The organism is Pseudomonas laurentiana (assembly GCF_014648275.1).
Taxonomy (GTDB): Bacteria; Pseudomonadota; Gammaproteobacteria; order Pseudomonadales; family Pseudomonadaceae; genus Aquipseudomonas; species Aquipseudomonas laurentiana.
This window is the reverse complement of the sequence record NZ_BMQU01000001.1, coordinates 148,327-170,522: the sequence shown is the minus strand read 5'-3', so window position 1 is coordinate 170,522 and position 22,196 is coordinate 148,327. Positions and strand designations below refer to the sequence as shown.

Below are 22,196 nucleotides of genomic sequence, written 5' to 3'. Positions count from 1 at the left end.
GCATGTCCACACCCAAGGTAGAGTCGGAAAAACACGGCGAGCTTAACTGCTGGCGCATTACCAGCGACAGCGCTGAGCTACTGATTGCCCAACAGGGCGCTCAGGTGCTGAGCTACCAGCGGGTTGGCGAGCCGCCATTGCTGTGGTTGAGCGACCAGGCCATCTTCAAGCAAGGCAAGTCGGTACGCGCAGGTGTACCGGTGTGCTGGCCCTGGTTTGGCAACCTGGCGCGCAACCCGCAAGGCGTGCAGGCCATGTACCAGGCCAGTGAGGCACCAGCCCACGGATTGGCGCGCGGACGCGACTGGCTGTTGCAGGGCATCGACAGCAGCAGCGCGGAACTGCGCATCGACTTCACCCTGCCTGAGGCCTTGGGCGAACTGCCCGGCTGGCCGCACACGGTCGAATTGAAGCTGAGCATTACGTTGGGCGACCAGCTCAGCCTGACCCTGAGCAGCGAAAACCTGGGCAGTCATCCGGTCACCATCAGCCAGGCGCTGCACAGCTACTTCGCCGTCAGTGATGTACGCCAGGTTCGGGTCGAAGGCGTGGCCGGGCTGGATTACATCGAAACGCTGGCCAACTGGGAGCAACGCAACCAACAGGGCGACCTGGGTTTTGCCGGAGAAACCGACAGAATTTACCTGCAAGCGCCTGAGCACCTGAGCATTGTCGACCCGGCCTGGAACCGTCGCATCCAGTTGCGCAGCAGCGGCTCGCGCTCGGCGGTCATCTGGAACCCCTGGATCGACCGCGCCGCCGAATTGGCCGACATGGCCAACGATGGCTGGCAGCACATGCTGTGTATCGAGACAGCGAATGTCTGGGACGACATCGTACAACTGGCACCCGGCGCCCGCCACGTGTTGAGCCTGAGTATCGGCAGCGAGCCGCTCTAAACCGAGACTACTGTGGGCGTTGGCTTGCCAACGCCATCAAAGGTCAGCGTCCGTCACCACCCGCACCTGCCCCGCGTCCAGCGCATAGGCTGCATCTGCCAGGTCGTTGCTGACCTTCTCCACCTTCAACGTGCCGGTAACCCATAACGGCGTGTAGATATCGTCCAGTTTCAGGCCTTTGGGGTAACGCACCAATACCAGTTGGTTCGGTGGTGGTGGCGGCACGTGAATGCACGCGCCCGGGTACGGTACCAGGAAAAACAAGGTGCTTTTGCCTTTGGCATCGGTCTCCAGCGGCACCGGATAGCCACCCAGGCGGATGTGCTTGCCGTTCATGGACGCAACGGTCTTGCTCGAGTACATCACCGCCGGTAATCCCTTGCTTTGCTTCAGGCCACCTTTGTTGCTGAACGTACCATTGGCTTCCGGGGAGTTATGGTCAATCTCGGGCATTTCCTCAAGCGCCTTCTGATCCGACTTGGGCATCAGTTCCAACCAGTCGGTTTCCGGCAACTCGGCACGGGCCAAACCACTGCAAAACAAGAGAGCAATCAGGAAAATACGGCGCATGAAAAACTCGGCAACCAAGGAAAACATAAGTTGCCGAGCATTCTAGCCTGACGTCAGTTTTTTTTGATGAAACCGAAGATCACCAGCAACACAATGGCGCCAACCAGCGCACCGAAGAAGCCTGCACCTTCACCGGCATGGTAGATCCCCAAGGCCTGGCCACCATAGGTGGCAGCCACGGATCCACAGATGCCGAGCACAATGGTCATGATCCAGCCCATGTTGTCGTCGCCCGGCTTGAGGAAACGAGCCAGCAGACCCACGATCAGGCCAATGAAGATGGTTCCAATGATTCCCATGGCGATCCCTCTGAAGTGAATGCATTCGCCAAAGCCTAGTCAGCGCTTTGGCATCCTGCCATCAGAGGGACGCGGGAGCAGGAAGGTTCCGCTCAGGCGGAAATCAACGCTTCAACCTGCTGGATTTTCTGCTCGAGCGTGGCCTTGTCGGCGCAACGCAGGGTCGCGTGACCAACCTTGCGCCCTACCTTGAAGGCTTTGCCGTAGTGGTGCAGATGGCAGTCGGCGATCGCGATGACCTGCTCCACCGCTGGCACTTCACCGATGAAGTTGAGCATGGCGCTTTCACCGACCTTGTCGGTCGAACCCAGCGGCAGGCCAGCAACGGCTCGCAGGTGGTTCTCGAACTGACTGCATTCTGCGCCTTCGATGGTCCAGTGCCCGGAGTTGTGAACTCGCGGCGCGATTTCGTTGGCTTTCAGGCCGCCGTCCACTTCAAAGAACTCGAATGCCAGTACGCCAACATAGTCGAGGTGCTTCAGTACGCGTCCGGCGTAGTCTTGCGCCAGCGCCTGCAACGGATGCTCGCTGCTGGCAACCGACAAGCGCAGGATGCCGCTCTCGTGCGTATTGTGGACCAGTGGGTAGAAACGGGTTTCACCGTCACGGGCGCGCACGGCGATCAACGAGACTTCGCCAGTGAATGGCACGAAGCCTTCCAGCAGGCAGGGCACGCTACCCAGTTCGGCGAAAGTACCCACTACATCAGCTGCATTTCGCAGCACTTTTTGGCCTTTTCCGTCATAACCCAGGGTACGGGTCTTCAGCACCGCAGGCAGGCCGATGCTGGCCACTGCGGCGTCCAGGTCGGCTTGCGACTGAATATCGGCGAAGGACGGGGTTGGAATGCCCAGGTCCTTGAACATGCTCTTCTCGAACCAGCGATCACGAGCAATACGCAGGGAATCGGCGCTTGGGTAGACCGGTACGAACTGCGACAGGAAGGCAACGGTTTCGGCTGGCACACTTTCGAACTCGAACGTCACCAGATCAACTTCGTCAGCCAGTTGGCGCAGGTGGTCCTGATCACCGTAGTCGGCGCGCAGGTGCTCGCCCAACGGCGCGGCACACGCGTCTGGCGCAGGGTCAAGGAAAGCGAAATTCATGCCCAGCGGAGTACCTGCCAGGGCCAACATGCGGCCCAATTGGCCGCCACCGATTACACCGATTTTCATGCTCGTGACCTCAGGCCTGGCGTGGATCTGGATTGTCCAGAACGCTGTCTGTCTGCTCGGCGCGGAACTGCTTCAGCACAGCGTGGAACTGAGGGTGCTTGGCCCCCAGAATGCTTGCCGAGAGCAGCGCGGCGTTGATCGCACCGGCCTTGCCGATCGCCAGGGTTGCCACCGGGATACCTGCTGGCATCTGCACGATCGACAGCAACGAGTCGACACCCGAGAGCATCGAGGACTGCACAGGCACACCCAGAACCGGCAGGTGAGTCTTGGCAGCGCACATGCCCGGCAGGTGGGCTGCGCCACCTGCACCGGCGATGATCACTTCGATGCCACGGCCCTCAGCTTCTTCGGCATACTGGAACAGCAGGTCCGGCGTGCGGTGGGCGGAGACCACCTTCACTTCGTAGGGAATGCCGAGTTTTTCCAGCATATCGGCGGTGTGGCTAAGGGTGGACCAATCGGACTTGGAGCCCATGATCACGCCAACCAGTGCACTCATCGTCGAGCCTCTTCTCTTGGGCGCCTTCAGGCGCGTCAAAAAACAACAAGCCACGCGGGACGACCGGCGTGGCTTGTTATGCGAATTCATTGGCAGGTGGAACCGGCCAAGGGCCGCGCAGTATACCGTAAAGCAGCCAGAAGAAAGCCCCCTTGCCGACCATTAGTCAGTGCTTCAAGGGCACATGGCTTTTGTACCCGGCATTACTCCACCGATGCGAGAAATTCGGCCATACGGCTGCGATTTGCATCAGAGAATCTGTAGTCCTTCGCATAGAGCGGATTGTTTACTTCATACATGCAGGTTTGTTTTGGCGGGACACCCAACGTCACTTCCGCGTACTCATGCGAGGCGTTGAATGTATGACCCAGTTCATGAGCGATATGCTGGTAACCCTGGACGGATGCCAGGAAAAAACTCCTGCCAACCAGCGCCAGGCCATGCATGCTGCTGGAAATCCCATCCCGGGTGATGAGCCCATAACGATAGTTGTGGCGGTAGGACAGATCGTTCTCTTGGGCAAACGCAGCTCCGCGCGAGGCGAATGCATCGAGACTCCGCCGCTCCTCGCCCAATTCGGTCTTGTAACTGAGGTCAGTCAAGCCTGGGATGGCATAGTGAAGTTCGACAATGATTTCACGCTGGAATACCTGCTCCAGCTCAAACATCAAGTCCTTCAGATAGTCGCGGTAGATGATCCGTCGATAACCCTCATCAAGATCATCGTGACAGAACAGGTAGATGAACACGGGCTTTTTCTCGTACTTGTCAAAGTCCCCGTACTTTTCGTAAAGATCGTATTTTTTAGAGCATTCCGAAATCCTTTCAGAAGAGTGCACCCGTCCTGATGACAGGCGCGGCTTGAGGAAGCCGTCGACCCAACCTACAAGTCATGCCGGCCTCCCACATTCAGCCATCGCCCATGCATCGCGTAGCGCTTGCAACCAAAAGAGGTAGGAAGCCCGCAAAGAAATCAGCTTGCCGCAGCCTGCTCCAGCTTGCGCCAGAGCAACCGAACGTTGGCCTTGCGCACCAGCGCGCAGCGATACACGCGGATCTCCAGTGGCACGTGCCATTGGCTGCCACCACAAATCACCAGCTCCCCTCGCTCCAACTCAGCCCTTGCCGACAGCCGTGGCACCCAGGCGATACCAAGCCCCTCCAATGCCATGCTCTTGAGACTGTCGGCCATGGCCGTCTCGTAGACCGTAGTAAAACGCAGGTTACGCTGACGCAACAGCAGGTTCACCGAGCGTCCGAGGAATGCACCGGCGCTATACGCCAACAACGGCACACTGCCCTCGCCTTCGAGGTCGAACAGCGGCTTGCCCTGTGCATCAGCAGCGCAGACCGGCAGCATCTCGGTATGCCCCAAGTGCAACGACGGGAAGATTTCCGCATCCATCTGCAAGGCGGCATCCGGGTCATAGAATGCCAGCATCAGATCACACCCCCCTTCACGCAGGGCATGCACTGCATCGCCAACGTTAGTTGCAACCAAACGTGTCGCGATATTGAGCCCATCGTTGCGTAACTGGGCGATCCAGCGCGGGAAAAAGCCAAGTGCCAGAGAGTGCGCCGCAGACACCTGAATGACCTCGCCCTGCCCGCCTTCGAGGTGATGCAAATGGCGCAGGACCTCGCCCAACTGATCGACCACGGTACGCGCCGTCACCAGAAACAGCTGACCCGCAGCCGTCAGCTCGATGGGTGTACGCGACCGATTGACCAGGGTCAGGCCCAACGCCGCCTCCAGGCTGCGAATACGCCGGCTGAAGGCCGGCTGGGTCACGAAACGGCGCTCGGCCGCTTGCGAAAAGCTGCGGGTAGCGGCCAGCGCACTGAAGTCTTCCAGCCATTTACTTTCTAGGTTCATCACGGGTCTCCAGGCACGCACCAAAATGGCACACGCTCGAATAGCTGTTGGCGTCACATCTACCATTATGCCGTTTGTGCATAGGTTAGCGTGCAACAGCATTGGCCGCAAAATTCCCGCAGACCTAGGATTAGCGCCATTCCGGCATGTGCCGGGCCAAACTCGAGATGATATCTATCATGTCCGCTGCTGCATCGTTCCGTGTTGAAAAAGACCTGCTTGGCACCCTCGAAGTCCCTGCTGATGCCTACTACGGCATCCAGACCCTGCGTGCTGCCAACAACTTCCACCTCTCTGGCGTACCGCTGTCGCACTACCCTAAGCTGGTCGTGGCCCTGGCCATGGTCAAACAGGCTGCTGCTGACGCCAACCGCGAGCTGGGTCACCTGAACGATACCAAGCACGCTGCCATCAGCGAGGCTTGCGCCCGTCTGATCCGCGGCGACTACCACGAGCAGTTCGTGGTAGACATGATCCAGGGCGGTGCTGGTACTTCGACCAACATGAACGCCAACGAAGTCATCGCCAACATCGCACTCGAGTCCATGGGCCACGAGAAGGGTGAGTACAAGTACCTGCACCCGAACAACGATGTAAACATGGCGCAGTCGACCAACGACGCCTACCCGACCGCGATCCGTCTGGGTCTGCTGCTCGGTCACGACGCCCTGCTGGCCAGCCTCGACAGCCTGATCCAGGCCTTCGCTGCCAAGGGTGAAGAGTTCAACCACGTACTGAAGATGGGCCGTACCCAGCTGCAGGACGCGGTACCGATGACCCTCGGCCAGGAATTCCGTGCTTTTGCCACCACCCTGACCGAAGACCTCAACCGCCTGCGCACCCTGGCGCCGGAAGTACTGACTGAAGTCAACCTGGGCGGTACCGCCATCGGTACCGGCATCAACGCCGACCCAGGCTACCAGCACCTGGCCGTACAGCGCCTGGCAGAGATCAGCGGCCAGCCGCTGGTACCGGCTGCCGACCTGATCGAAGCCACCTCGGACATGGGCGCCTTCGTCTTGTTCTCTGGCATGCTCAAGCGTACTGCAGTCAAGCTGTCGAAGATCTGTAATGACCTGCGCCTGCTGTCCAGCGGCCCACGCACCGGCATCAACGAGATCAACCTGCCAGCACGTCAGCCAGGCAGCTCGATCATGCCAGGCAAGGTCAACCCGGTTATCCCGGAAGCGGTCAACCAAGTGGCTTTCGCCATCATCGGTAACGACCTGGCCCTGACCATTGCGGCCGAAGGTGGCCAACTGCAGTTGAACGTGATGGAACCGCTGATCGCCTACAAGATCTTCGATTCGATCCGCCTGCTGCAACGTGCCATGGACATGCTGCGCGAGCACTGCATCGTCGACATCACTGCCAACGAGCAGCGCTGCCGTGAACTGGTCGAGCACTCGATCGGCCTGGTCACCGCCCTGAACCCGTACATCGGCTACGAAAACGCCACCCGTATCGCCCGTATTGCGCTGGAAAGCGGCCGCGGCGTACTGGAACTGGTGCGCGAAGAAGGCTTGCTCGACGACGCCATGCTCGACGACATCCTGCGCCCGGAAAACATGATTGCACCGCGTCTGGTACCACTGAAGGCCTAACCTTCAGCCCCTCACGCAAACCGCTCACCAGGTCGAGGGACTAGACACCTCTCACCTTTTGAGGGCCTGGAGCCGAATGCTCCAGGCCCTTTTTTTTTGCCCGCGAATTCCTCTACCGCTTTTACCCTGCTGACGCTGACAAGGTTCACGACGATGGCGTACTGTGGTCTGCTACTAACAAGACTGACCACGGAGACAGGCGAATGACCCCCGTTACCGAGCACTCCGCCCACAACATCATGGTGCTCTACACCGGCGGCACGATCGGCATGCAGGCCAGCGCCCATGGCCTGACACCAGCCTCGGGCTTTGAACAACGGATGCGCGAACAACTGACGGGCCTGACGCTGCCTCACTGGCAGTTTCGTGAACTGCTGCCGCTGATCGACAGCGCCAACATGACCCCGCAGTACTGGCAACGCCTGCGCGAAGCCATCATCGAAGCAGTCGACCGCCAAGGCTGCGATGCCGTACTGGTGCTGCACGGTACCGACACCCTGGCCTACAGTGCGGCTGCCATGAGTTTCCTGTTGCTGGGGCTGCCGGCACCACTGCTGTTTACCGGCTCGATGCTGCCAGCCGGTGCCCCCGACAGCGATGCCGAAGAGAATATCGTTGGCGCCTTGCAGGCGCTGGCCGCCGGTCAAGTATCGGGCGTGCAGCTGTACTTCCACGGTGAACTGCTGACGCCGACTCGCTGCGCCAAAGTCCGCAGTTATGGCCGCCATCCCTTTGCCGCACTGCAGCGCTTCGGTGGTGCCGCCAAGGCTACATCGCTACCCGCCGAACTGGACTACCGCCATGCCAAGCAGACTGCCAATGTCGCGGTGTTGCCGCTGGTGCCCGGTTTTGCTGCTCAACCACTGCAGGCAGTGCTCGACAGTGGTGTCCAAGCAGTCATCCTGGAGTGCTTCGGCAGTGGTACTGGCCCCAGCGATAACGTCGAGTTTCTTGCCAGCCTGAAACTCGCCCAAACCCGTGGCATCGTGGTTGTGGCAATCACACAGTGCCACGAGGGCGGTGTCGAGCTGGATGTCTATGAAGCCGGCAGTCGGCTGCGTGAAGTGGGTGTAGTGTCTGGCGGCGGTATGACCCGCGAAGCAGCCTTCGGTAAGTTGCAGGCCTTGCTGGGCGCGGGGCTGCCGGTCGACGAGGTGCGTCGCCTGGTTGAGCTCGATATGTGCGGGGAATTGCGTTGAGCGCGTCGGTGGCAAAAATAAACCTCACCGGCAAAGGCGCCTTGAAGGCACATAAATTGCTGAGTTTCAGGCGGCACTTTGTCGGATCTCAAACATGCTGCACTCGCACCTGACCACCCTCAATGCTGTTTCGCTCATGCTGGAAGCCTTTCAGAGCGAAGGCCTGTCCAGCGACGAGCTACTCCTCGGCAGCGGTATCAGCCTGACCGACCTGAAGCGCTCAGACCCGCGCATCACCACCCGCCAGGAGATGCTGGTGTGTGCCAATGCCGTTGCCCTGCGCCGTGAAATCGGACTGGAACTTGGGCCGCGCATGCATGTCTCGTCCTACGGCATGCTCGGTTATGCACTGCTTTCCAGTGCCACCCTAGGTGACGCTTTACGATTAGCCCTGCATTACCCCGCGCTACTGGGAACACTTTTTCATCTGCGCCTGATCGAAGATGGCGACACAATTTGGTTCAGCGCCAGTGACTACCGCGAGCACCCCCAACTGGCAGCGTTCAATGCCGAGCTCTGCGTAGGGTCGCTGAAAGTTATCTGCGACGACCTCTTAGGCCGCCCATTACCGCTACTCGGTGCGCGATTCGCCTATCCGCAACCCGACTACCATGAGCGTTACCGCCAGACGTTTTCCTGTCCCTTGCATTTCGACGCCATCGATAATGCCTTTGCCTTCTCCGCTGACTGGCTGCCTCAACCCTTGCCACTGGCTGATGCCGTTACTCACAGGGCTATGGCCGAACGCTGTCGGCAGCAGAACCTGGAATTTACCGGGCGCCAGGCATGGCTCGGCAGAATCCGTCAGTTACTACTGCAACAGCTCGATGCACCGCCCGGCCTTGAGGACCTGGCCCGCCAGATGAACTGCTCTTCACGCACCCTGCGCCGTCACCTGCAAGAAATGGGCAGCAGCTACCAGCAGTTGCTTGATGAGTTGCGTTTTGAACGCGCCAAGCAACTACTAAGCGAAGACCAGATGCCGATCTATCGCATTGCCGAACTGCTCGGTTTCAGCGAGACAGCCAGTTTTCGCCACGCTTTCTTGCGTTGGAGTGGCGTGGCACCCAGTCATTTCCGTATCTGAATAGCCATATATGGGGCGAAATGCGGACAGTCAAGCTGGCCATATCGATCCCCTTTTGGCCGTATTCAACGTTCTCCACAGGCAGCGTACCCATCAACAATGGACCACGCCAGTCAACGCGGAGAACAATAAATGCTGACGATCTATTCTGATGACCACCGCCTCCACCACGGCCGCTGCGAGCTGATCGACGGGCAACTGATGCCCTGCTTTGAAATGCCTTCACGCGCCGATCATGTGCTGGAGCGCATAAAAATACGCGAAATAGGCCCGGTACTGGCACCGCAAGACTTCGGCCGAGACCCGATACTACGGGTGCATACACCCGACTATCTCACCTTTTTTGAGCACGCCTGGCAGCGCTGGAGCGATATGGGTCATACGGGAGACCTGCTGCCTTTCACCTGGCCCGCTCGCACGTTGCGACAGGTCAAACCACGTGGCCTGCTGGGCGAATTGGGTTATTACAGCTTTGACGCTGGCGCACCGATCACCGCAGGCACTTGGCAGGCTGCCTACAGTGCGGCTCAAGTTGCCCTGACTGCTCAGGCGGCTATACAGAACGGCGCGCACAGTGCCTTTGCCCTATGCCGACCACCAGGACACCACGCAGCGAGCGATGTAATGGGCGGTTACTGCTACCTGAACAACGCTGCGATTGCCGCTCAGGCGTTCCTGGATCAGGGCCACGACCGCGTGGCAATCCTTGACGTGGACTACCACCACGGAAACGGCACTCAGGAAATCTTCTACTCGCGCAGCGACGTGCTCTTTGCCTCGATCCACGGTCATCCACAGGCAGAATTCCCCTTTTTCCTCGGCTATGCCGACGAGGAAGGCGAAGGCGAAGGCATTGGCTTTAACATCAACTACCCGCTGCCAGCCGGGAGCGACTGGACGACCTGGAGCGCAGCACTGGAACAGGCCTGCCAGCGGATCGAGGCCCATGCTGCGCAGGTGCTGGTGATTTCATTGGGAGTCGACACCTTCAAGGACGATCCGATTTCACAGTTCAAGCTGGACAGCCCCGATTACTTGCGCATGGGCGAGCGTATCGCGCGCTTGGGCATACCTACGTTGTTCGTCATGGAGGGCGGGTATGCCGTAGCAGAAATCGGTATCAATGCGGTGAACGTGCTGGAAGGTTTCGAACGTGCTCTGCAGGAGGTACACCCATGATTCGACTCAGACGCCTCCTCACCCCACTGCTCTGCAGTACGCTACTCGCGAGCAGCCTTCACGCCGCCGAGCAACGCACGCTAAGGGTGTACAACTGGTTCGACTACATTACCCCGCAAACCTTGGAAGGCTTCCGCAAGACAACCGAGAGCAAGCTGATCTACGACATTTTCGACACCAACGAAGCGTTGGAGGCCAAACTGCTGACCGGTAACTCCGGCTACGACGTGGTGGTACCGTCCAACGTATTCCTGGCCAAGCAGATCGAAGCTGGAGTTTTCCAACCGCTGGACCGCAGCAAGTTGCCGAATTGGGAGCATCTGGACCCAAAACTGATGAAACTGATCGAGGCCAATGACCCCGGCAACCAATTCGCCGTGCCCTATATGTACGGCACCGTGTTAATCGGCTTCAATCCGGCCAAGGTCAAGGCAGTGCTAGGCGACAACGCTCCGCTGGATAGCTGGGACTTGATCTTCAAAGAGGAGAACATCGCCAAACTCAAGCAATGTGGTGTAGCCCTGCTTGATTCACCGTCAGAGATCCTTCCACTGGCGCTGCAATACCTGGGACTGGAACCGAACAGTAGCTCGCCGGCCGATTACAAGAAAGCCGAGGATCTGATGCTAAAGATTCGCCCATACATTACCTACTTTCACTCTTCTAAATACATGGCAGATATCGCCAACGGCGATATCTGTGTGGCAGTCGGCTACTCGGGCAGTTTCTCTCAGGCAGCCAACCGCGCTAAGGAAGCGAAGAACGGGGTAATCGTGGACATGCGCTTGCCGAAGGAAGGCGCACCGATCTGGTTCGACATGTTGGCCATCCCCAAAGGCGCGACCAACCCCGAAGATGCGCATGCGTTCATCAACTACCTGATGCAACCAGAGGTCATTGCACCGATCAGTGACTTCGTCGGCTACCCAAACCCAAACAAGGACGCGACAGAACGGGTCAGTCCAGCGATTCGTAACAACCCTAACCTGTACCCGACCGAAGAGGCCATGGCGAGACTTTACACGCTCAAGCCACTGCCTCGCGATGCGGAGCGGGCACGTACCCGGGCATGGACCAAGATCAAGTCCGGCACCTGATCAACGACGCCAGGCACGCCGCAGGCGTGCCAAGGCATCGGCGATCGCGGCTTCGGGCACTGCCGCAAAACCCAGTACCAGGCCCGCGCGGTTATCCACAGGGGTGCTTGAATCCTCCAGCCAGTATTCACTCAGCGGATTCAGCTCTACCCCAACCGCCTCGGCACGGGCGACCAGTTCACGTTCGCGCGCCAGGCTATCCACGTCGACTTTGACATGAAGGCCCGCCGCCACATCGGGCATCGCCCCGCAGCCAGGGATATCCACAGGCCACCCGGCCTTGAGCACATTGCGCCGACTCAACGCTGCCCGGCGCATACGACGGATATGCCGTTGAAAATGCCCTTGTGCCATGAACTGCGCCATTACCACCTGATTGCCGACTTCCGAATGCCGCACGGCCAGTGCCCGACAGCGGGAAAATGCCTCGACCAATGGCGGTGGTACGACCAGATAGCCCATCCGCAGGGCCGGAAAGGCGATCTTGCCGAAGGTACCGACATACAGCACACGCCCATGCGGGTCCAAGGCCGCCAACGGCGCCAAGGGTGCGCCGCTGTAGCGGTATTCACCGTCATAGTCATCCTCAACGATCCAGCCATCGCTGCGTTCAGCCCATGCCAGCAGTTCCAGACGCCGAGCCAGGCTCATGGTGACGCCCGTAGGGTACTGATGTGATGGCGTTACATAGCTCAGACGGCACTGGGGCAGTGCATTCAAGGCAGCGCAGTCCATTCCTTCGTTATCCACCGCAACACCGAACACCCGTGCCCCGGCAAGCGCGAACGCGTGCCCGGCAGCCCGGTACCCAGGGTTTTCCACAGCAACCCCATCGCCAGGCTCCAGCAACAACTGTGCACAAAGGCTGATTGCCTGCTGTGCGCCACTGGTGATCACAATTTGTTCAGCACTGCAGGAAAGACCCCGCGAACGACGCAGATAGGTCGCAATCAGTTCGCGCAAAATCGGCTCACCTGCTGGATCGCCGTAACCGAGCAAGGTCGGGTCGGGTTTACGCCAGAAACCCGCTTGGAGCTTGGCCCACGTCTCGAAGGGGAACAAATCGAAGGCTGGCGCACCAACCCGGAATGCCTTGGGCGGCCCACTTTTTGGCGCTGGCAAATGGTGCTTTTCTAGCCGGCTCAATGGGCCATTGTGAATAACTTTTCTGGATAAATACTCAGTACTTTCGGGCGATTTTGTGGATAAGGCTGTGGAAAAACCCCGGGATAACCCTGTGGATACTTTTGTGGATAATTTTGGCAGCTGAGCGACATAGGTGCCGTCCCCTACCCGACTCTCAATAAAGCCTTCAGCGTAAAGCTGGTCATAGGCACGCACCACACTGTTACGCGACAACGCCAACGCCTTGGCCAGATCACGACTGGCAGGCAGACGCGTCCCACTGCCCAGCCGACCATCCAGAATCCTGGCGCGCAAGACTTGATACAACTGGCGACTCAATCCCTGGCGTCGATCAAGTACGATGCCAGTGGGGTCAAAGAGCAATGACAGGGGCTGCTCACGCACAGTATTGGACCTATAAAATCGGTAGTGAATGGCTCTTACCATAGGCCAATAGCCTGCCTAGGATGGCTGCATTCGCCAAGGACTATCGCCATGTACATACCCAGCGCGTTCCGGGACACCGATCTCGACAGCTTGCACCTGCAAATCGAACAGACCCGCCTTGCCGTGCTTGTCACACACGGCCAGCAGGGCCTGCAAGCAAGCCACCTGCCGCTGCTGTTGAAGCGCGACGAAGGCCCGAACGGCACACTTTACGGGCATCTGGCCAAGGCCAACCTGCAGTGGCAGGACCTGGCCAATGGCAGTGAAGCGCTGCTGATCTTCGCGGGAGCGGACGCCTATGTCAGCCCGAACTTCTACCCAAGCAAAGCCGTGGACGGTAAAGCCGTACCCACCTGGAATTACCTGGCTGTGCATGCCTACGGCTGCGCCGAGGTGTTTGACGACCCACAACGCCTGCACCAACTGCTCGGCAGCCTGAGTGAGCGCCACGAACGTGGCCGCCCCCAGCCTTGGTCGATAGACGATGCACCCGTCGACTATATCAACGGCATGCTCAAGGCGATTGTCGGCTTCGCCCTGCCGATTGAGCGCTTGCAAGGCAAGCGCAAGACCAGCCAAAACCGCAGCAGCGCCGACATTGAAGGCGTACGCAAAGGCCTGAGCGAAAGCCCAGACCCACTGGACAACCAATTGGCCGCCCTGATGCGCCAACCCTGAAGGAGCCCGAAATGCCCAACGTACAGATCCGCCCGGTCAACGCCGACGACCATAGTGCCTGGCTGCCCCTGTGGCAGGCTTATCAGCGTTTTTACGAAACCCACATTGATGAGCAGGTCAGTGCGGTGACCTGGGAACGCATGCTCGACCCCGCCGAACCCATCAATGCCGCCTTGGCGTGGATCGACGGCAAGGCGGTGGGCATGGTCCATTGGATCTATCATCGTTCCTGCTGGACAACGGAGAACTCATGCTACCTGCAAGACCTGCTGGTCTCTCAGGAACAGCGTGGCCAAGGCATTGGCCGACAGTTGATCGAGTTTGTCTACGCGACGGCCAGCGCCGCGGGCTGTGCCAAAGTCCACTGGCTGACCCATGAGACCAATACCACCGCCATTGCCCTCTACGAGCAGTTGGCCGAGCGCCCTGGCTTCATTCAGTTCCGCAAACTGTTGTAATCCGAGGAACCGTCCCATGAACACGCTGCCAAACTGGCACCCCGCCAAACTGCCGCCCGCCACCCCGTTGACCGGACGCTTCATCCGCCTGGAGAAACTCGACCCGCGTCAGCACCGTGATGACCTCTGGGAGGTGTTCAATGGCCCCGAGGCTGATGCTGCGCTGTGGAGCTACCTGCCCTACGGCCCTTTCGAGGAACGTGAGGCATTCGACCGCTGGCTCGACAGCAATGCGGCTACCAGTGACCCACTGTTCTACACCGTCATCGACCTGCGCAACGGCCAGGCCCAGGGCATTCTCAGCCTGATGTCGATGGTGCCGGCACACGGTCGTATCGAAATCGGCCATGTTGCCTTTGGCGCCGCCATGCAGCGCACACCGAAAGGTACCGAAGCCATCTACCTGCTGGGCAAGCTGGCCTTTGAACTGGGGAACCGCCGCCTGGAATGGAAGTGCAACGACGCCAACAGCCGCTCCAAGCGGGCGGCACAGCGTTTCGGCTTCAGCTACGAAGGGCTGTTCCGCAAGCACATGGTGGTCAAAGGCCAGAACCGCGATACGGCCTGGTACTCGATCATCGACGATGAATGGCCAGCCATCGCAGCAGGTTTCGAGCGCTGGCTGGCAGCAGAAAACCAGCGTCCTGACGGTCAACTCAGAACGCTGGAGGCGTGTCGCACATCCGCCTGAGGGATCAGCGCAGGCGTTGCGCCAGGACTGCAATGTGCTCCGGGCCAATGCCACAGCAACCGCCCAGATGGCTGGCACCGCGTTGACGCCAATTCTCGGCCCAGTGCAGGTAGCCCGGCGGGTCGAGGTCTTCGCGCAACTCGTCCAGTCCATCGTTGGCGGTAGCGTCCTTGGGCTGCGGCGGGAACGCATTGGCGTAGGCGCCGATAGCAATCTGCACACCCAGCCGTTCGAACGTTTCGCGTGCGGCATCGATAGCCGCGCCGATCACTTCCGGCTGGCTGCAGTTGAACAGCAAGGTCTGCACACCCAACTGTGCCGCCACCTCGGCGGCCTCGCTGACGGGCTCGCCAGAGCGCAAACGCGGCAGGTCATCAACATCGTCGTCCTGCAGGGTGAAGGACAGCCAGAAGGGCTTGCCGTCGTTGGGCAGGCCTGCACGAATAGCCCGTGCTTCGACGATAGAGCTTTGGGTCTCGGCCAACCACAGGTCGACATGCTCCGCCAGACCCTCAACCAACGGCGTCAGGACTTCACTAACCCGAGCGGCATCGAACAGGTCGGGACGGTACGAGCCGAACAGGGGTGGCAATGAACCGGCAACCCGTACCGGTTGACCACTGGCATCGGCAGCTGCTCGGGCCAATTGCCCGGCGGTCGAGGCCAAGGCACGTCCTTCAGCGGCAAAGCGTTCCTCACCGATATGGAACGGCACCACAGCATAGCTGTTGCTGGTAATGACCCGCGCACCGCTCTCGATATAGGCCGTATGCACGGCCACCACAGCCTCCGGTGCCTCACTCAAGGCAAGCGCCGACCACTCCGGCTGCCGAAAGGGCGCGCCACGGCGCTGCAGCTCACGGCCCATGCCACCATCGAGAATCACCACCGCACTGTCACCCATATAACGTCCACTTCTATGAATATAAATAAAACTTACTAGTAGAGTTTTTCTTATAACTATTTAATACGCCGGACATTCAATTTAACAACTCTTTTTTCAGGTGATTTTCCATGCGTTTTTCCACCCTGTTGGGCGCCAGCCTGCTGGCACTGAGTGTGACCACCCAAGCCCTGGCGGGGGCGACGCTGCAACGCGTGGAAGAACGCAAGGAACTGGTCGGCGTGCTGATGGAAAGTTACCCGCCATTCTCTTTCCTCAACGAGCAGAACCAACTGGATGGCTTCGATGTGGATGTGGCCAAGGCCGTGGCCGAGAAGCTTGGCGTCAAACTGCGCCTGGAAACCCCGTCCTGGGACGTGATCGCTGCTGGCCGCTGGAGCGGCCGATACGATATCTGCATCTGCTCGATGACCCCGAGCAAGGCTCGCGCCCAGGTCTTCGACTTCCCGGTGGAGTACTACGCTTCGCCTGCGGTCATCGTGGTCAACGCCAAGGATGACCGTATTCACGGCGCTAAAGACCTCAGCGGCCTGAAAGTCGGCCTGACCAGCGCCTCCAGCTACGAAAGCTACCTGAACAAGAACCTGGTCATCGAAGGCGCGGAAGACAAGGCGCTGGACTACCCGTTCGAGCATGTTCAGATCGCCCCGTATGACACCGACAACGTGGCCTTCCAGGATCTGGGCCTGGGTGCCGGCGTACGCCTCGATGCGATCTTGACCAACCTGGTCACCGCACAGCCGCGCCTGAATCAGGATGCGCGCTTCAAACTGGCCGGCCAGGCGCTGTATGAAGAACCCAACTCGGTTGCCATCGAGAAAGGTGACGCGGCCTGGAATGCCAAGGTCCAGCAGGTGTTCGCCGAGCTGAAACAGGACGGCACCCTGAGCCGTCTGTCGCAGAAATGGATCGGCGCCGATATCAGTAAATGAGTGCCTATCAGCCACCACCCAGTCAGGCTACGCGCACGCTGGGCCAGCGCCTGTTCGGTTTTCGCACGCGCCTTTACCTGACGTGGGCAGCGTTGTTGGTGATGTTCGTCGGGTTCTTCCTGAGCTTCGACCTGAAGTTTTCGATCATCCTCGACAAGCTGCCTAACCTGCTCGGGCTGCACCTCGCGCCCAATGGTTTCCTGCAAGGCGCAGCACTGACCCTGTTCCTTTGCCTGTGCTCGATGCTCAGCTCGGTGATACTGGGCTTCGCTGCGGCGTTGGCACGTTTGTCGAACAGCGCCGTGGCCTTGGGCATCGCCAGCTTCTACACCTCATTCTTTCGCGGCACGCCACTGCTGATCCAGATCCTCTTGATCTACTTGGGCCTGCCACAGATCGGCGTCGTACCAGGCGCGATCAGCGCCGGGATCATTGCGCTGTCGCTGAACTACGGTGCCTACCTGAGTGAAATTTTCCGCGCCGGCATTATTGGCGTAGCACCCGGCCAGCGACAGGCGGCCATGGCCCTGGGGATGCGTCCACGGGCAATTTTCTGGCACATCACCCTGCCCCAGGCCATGCGCACGATCATTCCACCAAGCGCCAACCAGTTCATTTCCATGCTCAAGGATTCGTCGCTGATTTCGGTGATGGGGGTCTGGGAAGTGATGTTTCTGGCGCAGTCCTATGGTCGCTCCAGCTACCGCTACCTGGAAATGCTGACCACCGCAGCGGCTATCTACTGGCTGCTATCGTTTGCCCTGGAGTTGCTCCAGGTGCGTCTGGAACGGCACTACGGCAAAGGCTATCGGCACTGACGCCGCATCGCCAAATCGCGCGCAAAAAAAAGGGGGGCATACGCCCCCCAGAGGTAAACCGCTTACTACCGAGGGCTGTTTCAGCCCTCGATCTCGATCAGGATCTCGCCCGGGTTGACCCGGTCGCCCTTGGCCACGTGAATCGCAACAACCTTACCGGCGATGGCCGACTGCACTTCGGTCTCCATCTTCATCGCTTCGGTGATCAGCACGGCCTGGCCGGCTTTTACCATGTCGCCTTCCTTGACCAGCACATCGACGATGTTGCCCGGCATGGTGGTGCTGACATGGCCTGGCTCACTGGCCTGCTTGCGCTTGCTGCCGCCACCGCCGACGAACTCGTTGAGCGGCTCGAACACCACTTCTTCCGGCATGCCGTCAATGGACAGGTAGAAGTGACGCTTGCCTTCGGACTTGACGCCAACACCGGTGATGTCGACGCGGTAGGTCTCACCGTGAACATCGATGACGAACTCGGTCGGAACGCCTTCACCACCGGCCGAGCCCACGGCACCAGCTTCCGGAATCGGCAGCAGCACTTCAGGGGTCAGCGTGCCGGCATCGCGTTCTTCGAGAAACTTGCGGCCAATGTCCGGGAACATGGCGAAAGTCAGCACGTCTTCTTCCGATTTGGCCAGGTTGCCGATGTCCGAACGCAACTTGGCCATTTCTGGCTTCAGCAGATCAGCTGGACGCACGTCGATCACTTCTTCGCTGCCAATGGCCTGACGACGCAGTTGGTCGTTGACCACGCCCGGCGCTTTGCCATAACCGCCTTGCAGGTACAGCTTCACTTCGTTGGTGATGGTCTTGTAGCGCTCGCCCGCGAGAACGTTGAAGAACGCCTGGGTACCAACGATCTGCGAGGTCGGCGTAACCAGCGGTGGGAAGCCGAGGTCTTCACGCACTCGCGGAATTTCGGCCAGCACTTCGTTCATGCGGTGCAGCGCACCCTGCTCCTTGAGCTGGTTGGCCAGGTTGGAAATCATCCCGCCTGGCACCTGGTTGACCTGCACGCGGGTATCAACGGCGGTGAACTCGCTTTCAAACTGGTGATACTTCTTGCGCACGGCGTAGAAGTACAGACCGATTTCCTGCAGCAGCTCCAGATCCAGGCCAGTGTCGAATTCGCTGCCCTTGAGCGCGGCAACCATCGACTCGGTACCTGGGTGGCTGGTGCCCCAGGCGAAGCTGGAGATCGCGGTGTCGATATGGTCGGCACCGTTTTCGATCGCCTTGAGTTGGCACATGGCGGCCAAGCCAGCGGTATCGTGGGAGTGGATGAAGACCGGCAGCGACTGCTCGGCTTTCAACGCCTTGACCAGTTCACCGGTGGCATACGGCGTCAGCAGGCCGGCCATGTCCTTGATGGCGATCGAATCACAGCCCATGGCTTCCATCTGCTTGGCCTGAGCCACGAACGCGTCGATGGTGTGTACCGGGCTGGTGGTGTAGGCAATGGTGCCCTGGGCGTGCTTACCAGCGGCCTTGACGGCTTCAATGGCCACGCGCAGGTTGCGCACGTCGTTCATGGCGTCAAAGATGCGGAAGACGTCGATGCCGTTGACGGCGGCCTTGGCGACGAATGCCTTGACCACGTCATCGCTGTAGTGCCGGTAACCGAGCAGGTTCTGCCCGCGCAGAAGCATTTGCAGGCGGGTGTTAGGCAGTGCCGCACGCAACTTGCGCAGACGCTCCCACGGGTCTTCCTTGAGGAACCGCACGCAGGCGTCAAACGTCGCGCCACCCCAGACTTCCAGCGACCAGTAGCCGACTTTGTCGAGCTTGTCACAGATTGGCAGCATGTCTTCGGTGCGCATGCGGGTTGCCAGCAGGGACTGGTGAGCGTCACGCAGGATCGTGTCGGTTACATGAATTTTCTTGGACATTTTTTTGTATTCCTCACAGGCCTGCGTGGGCGGCAATGGCAGCAGCGATGGCCAGGGCCAGCTCTTCGGGTTTGCGCTTGATCGAGTAGTTGGTCAGTTCTGGATGGCTTTCTACGAAGCTGGTATTGAACTGGCCACTGCGGAATTCCGGATTGCGCAGGATTTCCTGGTAATAGGCGGCGGTGGTCTTCACCCCTTGCACGCGCATGTCATCCAGCGCACGCAGGCCACGGTCCATGGCTTCTTCCCAGGTCAGGGCCCACACCACCAGTTTCAGGCACATGGAATCGTAGAACGGCGGAATGGTGTAGCCGGTGTAGATCGCCGTGTCGGTACGCACGCCTGGACCACCCGGTGCGTAGTAACGGGTGATCTTGCCAAAGCTGGGCAGGAAGTTGTTCTTCGGGTCTTCAGCGTTGATCCGGAACTGCAGGGCAAAGCCGCGGTGCTGGATATCTTCCTGCTTGATCGAAAGCGGCAAGCCCGAAGCAATACGAATCTGCTCACGTACGATGTCGATGCCAGTGATTTCTTCGGTGATGGTGTGTTCCACCTGCACCCGAGTGTTCATCTCCATGAAGTACACCTCGCCATCGGCGAGCAGGAACTCCACAGTACCGGCGTTTTCGTAACCGACCGCCTTGGCCGCACGCACCGACAGGTCACCGATGTAGGCGCGCTGTTCAGGGGTCAGTTGAGGGCTGGGGGCGATTTCGATCAGCTTCTGGTTGCGGCGCTGAATCGAGCAATCGCGCTCGAACAGGTGCACCACATTGCCGAAACTGTCACCGAGGATTTGCGCCTCAATGTGTTTCGGGTTGACGATACATTTTTCGAGGAAGACTTCCGCCGAACCAAAGGCCTTGGTCGCTTCGGAAATCACCCGTGGGAAAGCCTGTTCCAATTCTTCGCGGCTGTTGCAGCGGCGAATACCACGGCCGCCGCCACCCGACGTGGCCTTGAGCATGACCGGGTAGCCAATGCGGTCACCTTCGCGCAGCGCCTCGTGTATGTCCGCTACGTTACCTTCAGTGCCCGGAGTCACCGGCACGCCGGCCTTGATCATGCTGCGACGCGCTTCGGTCTTGTCACCCATGCGGCGAATGACTTCTGCCGCAGGGCCGATGAACTTGATCCCGCGCTCAGCGCAGATTTCCGCCAGTTCGGCGTTCTCTGACAGGAAACCATAGCCGGGATGCAGGGCATCGCAACCGGTCTCCACTGCCAGGTTCACCAGCTTGCGCGGGTTCAGGTAACCGGCCAGGGGTTCGGCACCAATACTGTGGGCCTCGTCTGCACGCTTGACGTGCAGTGCATGACGGTCGGCATCGGAATAGATCGCCACCGAGCGAATGCCCATTTCGGCGCAAGCACGGACAATCCGTACTGCGATCTCACCCCGGTTGGCGATCAGGATTTTTTTTATCACTGGAATATTCCCAAGCCATTGGAACAGACGAACCGGCGAGACCGGTCGGCGCGTGACCATAGGTTGCTGGCCAGTCGCATAAATACCCTAGCGCTGTCGCTGAATAAACAAAAATCAATATTTATTAGGCCTTGCATTAGCAAAAGCTTATAGTGCCGTTACAAGGTTTGTCCGGAGCCGGATGAGAGATGCGTAAGTCATTGATGCGTATGACATTACGGCAGTTGAAAGTCTTCAACGAAGTCTGCGATCTGCGCTCCTACAGCCGAGCCGCCGAAGAGATGTCGCTGACGCAACCCGCCGTTAGTCTACAGATCCGCCAGCTCGAAGAACTGGTCGGCCAGCCGTTGTTTGAGTACGTGGGCAAGAAGCTCTACCTCACCGAAGCCGCGGAGGCCTTGCAGCGCGCCAGCCGGGATATCTTCGGTCGCCTGGAGAGCTTCGACATGCAGCTTTCGGACATGCAAGGCTCCCTGCAGGGGCAACTGAAACTGGCGGTGGAGTCCAGCGCCAAGTACTTCGTGCCGCACCTGTTTGCCGCCTTCAAAAAACTCCATCCCGAGGTCAACCTGACCCTTACCGTGGTCAACCGCGCCCAGGCGATTCGACGCCTCTCGGACAACCGTGATGACCTGATCATCATGTCCATGGTGCCGCAGGACATGGGCCTGGAGTTCATGCCTTTCCTGAACAATCCGATCGTCGCTGTGGCGCCCCCCGATCATCCGCTGTGCAAGCTTGAGCGCCTGCGCCTGCAAGACCTGGAGCCGCACACGCTGCTGGTCCGCGAGCAAGGCTCAGGAACGCGCAAAGCCTGCGAGGAGTACTTCAAGGACAAGCGCGTGCACTTCTCCCAGACACTGGAGGTTGCTTCTGCTGACGCACAACGCGAATGCGTCATTGCCGGGCTCGGGATCGCACTGCTGACGCGCCATGCGCTGAACCTGGAACTGGCCACCGGTGTACTGCGCGAACTGCCCGTAGAAGAACTGCCGCTGTACCGCAGTTGGTGCGTGGTACAGGCCAAGGCCAAGCGGCTGTCGCCGGTAGCCCTGGCCTTTCTTGCATACATCCGCAGCGAACGCTCGCAAATCAGCGCGCTTGTTGAGCGTTTCTCGGGGACTCTGCCGCCGATACCTGCCAGAGGTTGACGGCCTGTAATTCGGGGTAGTCGGCAATTTCCTGCAACAGGCGACGCTGCTCGGAATAGCTCTCGATCGCACGCCGATACTCCATGCGGCGCTGATCCTTTTCCTGCTGCTTGCGGGCCTTGGCGTTGGACGGGTACGGACGATCAAATTCACGAACCATTGCGAATCTCCCTGGTCGAGTACGGGA

The 22,196-nt window shown here is 59.5% G+C and carries 23 protein-coding genes; 12 read left to right on the top strand and 11 right to left on the bottom strand.

What is annotated here, in order from left to right; all coding sequences use genetic code 11:
- Nucleotides 1–2 precede the first annotated feature (2 nt).
- Complete coding sequence (locus IE038_RS00830) at nucleotides 3–899, top strand: D-hexose-6-phosphate mutarotase (protein WP_189394957.1); 897 nt, start codon at nucleotides 3–5, stop codon at nucleotides 897–899.
- A 36-nt stretch (nucleotides 900–935) separates the two neighbouring features.
- Here the strand turns inward: IE038_RS00830 and IE038_RS00825 are convergent, their stop codons facing one another.
- From IE038_RS00825 to IE038_RS00800, 6 genes are all read right to left on the bottom strand, one after another.
- A complete protein-coding gene (locus IE038_RS00825; RefSeq protein ID WP_163931697.1) occupies nucleotides 936–1,469 on the bottom strand; it encodes a DUF3299 domain-containing protein in 534 nt (177 codons plus the stop codon).
- A gap of 53 nt (nucleotides 1,470–1,522) precedes the next feature.
- Nucleotides 1,523–1,768 (bottom strand): GlsB/YeaQ/YmgE family stress response membrane protein, encoded by a 246-nt coding sequence (locus tag IE038_RS00820; protein WP_163931694.1) that lies wholly within the window; start codon nucleotides 1,766–1,768, stop codon nucleotides 1,523–1,525.
- A 92-nt stretch (nucleotides 1,769–1,860) separates the two neighbouring features.
- Entirely contained in the window at nucleotides 1,861–2,943 is a 1,083-nt protein-coding gene (locus tag IE038_RS00815) for a 5-(carboxyamino)imidazole ribonucleotide synthase (RefSeq protein ID WP_163931692.1), read from the bottom strand.
- Nucleotides 2,944–2,953: 10 nt separating this feature from the next.
- Nucleotides 2,954–3,445 carry a 5-(carboxyamino)imidazole ribonucleotide mutase gene (purE, locus tag IE038_RS00810; protein WP_065758113.1) on the bottom strand — a complete coding sequence of 164 codons (492 nt, stop codon included), beginning with the start codon at nucleotides 3,443–3,445 and terminating at the stop codon, nucleotides 2,954–2,956.
- Between the two features lie 203 nt (nucleotides 3,446–3,648).
- Nucleotides 3,649–4,194 carry a zinc metalloprotease gene (locus IE038_RS00805; protein WP_163931688.1) on the bottom strand — a complete coding sequence of 182 codons (546 nt, stop codon included), beginning with the start codon at nucleotides 4,192–4,194 and terminating at the stop codon, nucleotides 3,649–3,651.
- Nucleotides 4,195–4,418: 224 nt separating this feature from the next.
- Nucleotides 4,419–5,321, bottom strand: a complete 903-nt coding sequence (locus tag IE038_RS00800) for a LysR substrate-binding domain-containing protein (RefSeq protein ID WP_163931685.1) — start codon at nucleotides 5,319–5,321, stop codon at nucleotides 4,419–4,421.
- 179 nt (nucleotides 5,322–5,500) lie between these two features.
- Between IE038_RS00800 and aspA the strand changes: the two genes are divergently transcribed.
- The 5 genes from aspA (at nucleotide 5,501) to IE038_RS00775 (ending at nucleotide 11,487) form a co-directional block, all read left to right on the top strand.
- Complete coding sequence (gene aspA, locus IE038_RS00795) at nucleotides 5,501–6,925, top strand: aspartate ammonia-lyase (protein ID WP_189394956.1); 1,425 nt, start codon at nucleotides 5,501–5,503, stop codon at nucleotides 6,923–6,925.
- A 203-nt stretch (nucleotides 6,926–7,128) separates the two neighbouring features.
- Complete coding sequence (locus tag IE038_RS00790) at nucleotides 7,129–8,124, top strand: asparaginase (RefSeq protein WP_189394955.1); 996 nt, start codon at nucleotides 7,129–7,131, stop codon at nucleotides 8,122–8,124.
- Between the two features lie 94 nt (nucleotides 8,125–8,218).
- The gene (locus IE038_RS00785) at nucleotides 8,219–9,211 is read left to right on the top strand and encodes an AraC family transcriptional regulator (RefSeq protein WP_163934393.1); all 993 of its coding nucleotides are present in this window, start codon (nucleotides 8,219–8,221) and stop codon (nucleotides 9,209–9,211) included.
- A gap of 132 nt (nucleotides 9,212–9,343) precedes the next feature.
- Nucleotides 9,344–10,390 (top strand): histone deacetylase family protein, encoded by a 1,047-nt coding sequence (locus tag IE038_RS00780; protein ID WP_163934397.1) that lies wholly within the window; start codon nucleotides 9,344–9,346, stop codon nucleotides 10,388–10,390.
- On the top strand, nucleotides 10,387–11,487 hold the full coding sequence (locus IE038_RS00775) for a polyamine ABC transporter substrate-binding protein (protein ID WP_163934400.1): 1,101 nt from the start codon (nucleotides 10,387–10,389) through the stop codon (nucleotides 11,485–11,487). The genes IE038_RS00780 and IE038_RS00775 overlap by 4 nt, the downstream gene beginning before the upstream one ends.
- Here the strand turns inward: IE038_RS00775 and pdxR are convergent, their stop codons facing one another.
- Nucleotides 11,488–13,017: a MocR-like pyridoxine biosynthesis transcription factor PdxR gene (gene pdxR / locus IE038_RS00770; RefSeq protein WP_163934403.1), complete on the bottom strand. Its 1,530-nt coding sequence runs from the start codon at nucleotides 13,015–13,017 to the stop codon at nucleotides 11,488–11,490.
- Nucleotides 13,018–13,107: 90 nt separating this feature from the next.
- Between pdxR and IE038_RS00765 the strand changes: the two genes are divergently transcribed.
- Genes IE038_RS00765 through IE038_RS00755 form a run of 3 tightly spaced genes read left to right on the top strand, consistent with a single transcriptional unit; the run spans nucleotide 13,108 to nucleotide 14,886 of the window.
- On the top strand, nucleotides 13,108–13,737 hold the full coding sequence (locus IE038_RS00765) for an FMN-binding negative transcriptional regulator (RefSeq protein ID WP_163934406.1): 630 nt from the start codon (nucleotides 13,108–13,110) through the stop codon (nucleotides 13,735–13,737).
- 11 nt (nucleotides 13,738–13,748) lie between these two features.
- Nucleotides 13,749–14,195, top strand: a complete 447-nt coding sequence (locus IE038_RS00760) for a GNAT family N-acetyltransferase (protein ID WP_163934409.1) — start codon at nucleotides 13,749–13,751, stop codon at nucleotides 14,193–14,195.
- Nucleotides 14,196–14,211: 16 nt separating this feature from the next.
- The gene (locus IE038_RS00755; RefSeq protein WP_163934413.1) at nucleotides 14,212–14,886 is read left to right on the top strand and encodes a GNAT family N-acetyltransferase; all 675 of its coding nucleotides are present in this window, start codon (nucleotides 14,212–14,214) and stop codon (nucleotides 14,884–14,886) included.
- Nucleotides 14,887–14,890: 4 nt separating this feature from the next.
- Here the strand turns inward: IE038_RS00755 and IE038_RS00750 are convergent, their stop codons facing one another.
- Nucleotides 14,891–15,790, bottom strand: a complete 900-nt coding sequence (locus IE038_RS00750; RefSeq protein ID WP_189394954.1) for a homocysteine S-methyltransferase family protein — start codon at nucleotides 15,788–15,790, stop codon at nucleotides 14,891–14,893.
- A gap of 110 nt (nucleotides 15,791–15,900) precedes the next feature.
- Between IE038_RS00750 and IE038_RS00745 the strand changes: the two genes are divergently transcribed.
- Nucleotides 15,901–16,722, top strand: a complete 822-nt coding sequence (locus IE038_RS00745; protein WP_189394953.1) for an ABC transporter substrate-binding protein — start codon at nucleotides 15,901–15,903, stop codon at nucleotides 16,720–16,722.
- On the top strand, nucleotides 16,719–17,540 hold the full coding sequence (locus IE038_RS00740; protein WP_163937395.1) for an amino acid ABC transporter permease: 822 nt from the start codon (nucleotides 16,719–16,721) through the stop codon (nucleotides 17,538–17,540). Before IE038_RS00745 ends, IE038_RS00740 begins: the two co-directional genes overlap by 4 nt.
- Nucleotides 17,541–17,620: 80 nt before the next feature.
- On the opposite strand, the gene oadA is transcribed toward IE038_RS00740, so the two are convergent.
- A complete protein-coding gene (oadA, locus tag IE038_RS00735; RefSeq protein ID WP_189394952.1) occupies nucleotides 17,621–19,429 on the bottom strand; it encodes a sodium-extruding oxaloacetate decarboxylase subunit alpha in 1,809 nt (602 codons plus the stop codon).
- A 13-nt stretch (nucleotides 19,430–19,442) separates the two neighbouring features.
- A complete protein-coding gene (locus tag IE038_RS00730) occupies nucleotides 19,443–20,858 on the bottom strand; it encodes an acetyl-CoA carboxylase biotin carboxylase subunit (protein ID WP_163937401.1) in 1,416 nt (471 codons plus the stop codon).
- Nucleotides 20,859–21,061: 203 nt separating this feature from the next.
- Between IE038_RS00730 and IE038_RS00725 the strand changes: the two genes are divergently transcribed.
- A complete protein-coding gene (locus IE038_RS00725; protein ID WP_163937403.1) occupies nucleotides 21,062–22,009 on the top strand; it encodes a LysR family transcriptional regulator in 948 nt (315 codons plus the stop codon).
- On the opposite strand, the gene IE038_RS00720 is transcribed toward IE038_RS00725, so the two are convergent.
- Nucleotides 21,951–22,169, bottom strand: a complete 219-nt coding sequence (locus IE038_RS00720; RefSeq protein WP_163937398.1) for a PA3496 family putative envelope integrity protein — start codon at nucleotides 22,167–22,169, stop codon at nucleotides 21,951–21,953. The genes IE038_RS00725 and IE038_RS00720 overlap by 59 nt on opposite strands.
- Between the last annotated feature and the right edge of the window lie 27 nt (nucleotides 22,170–22,196).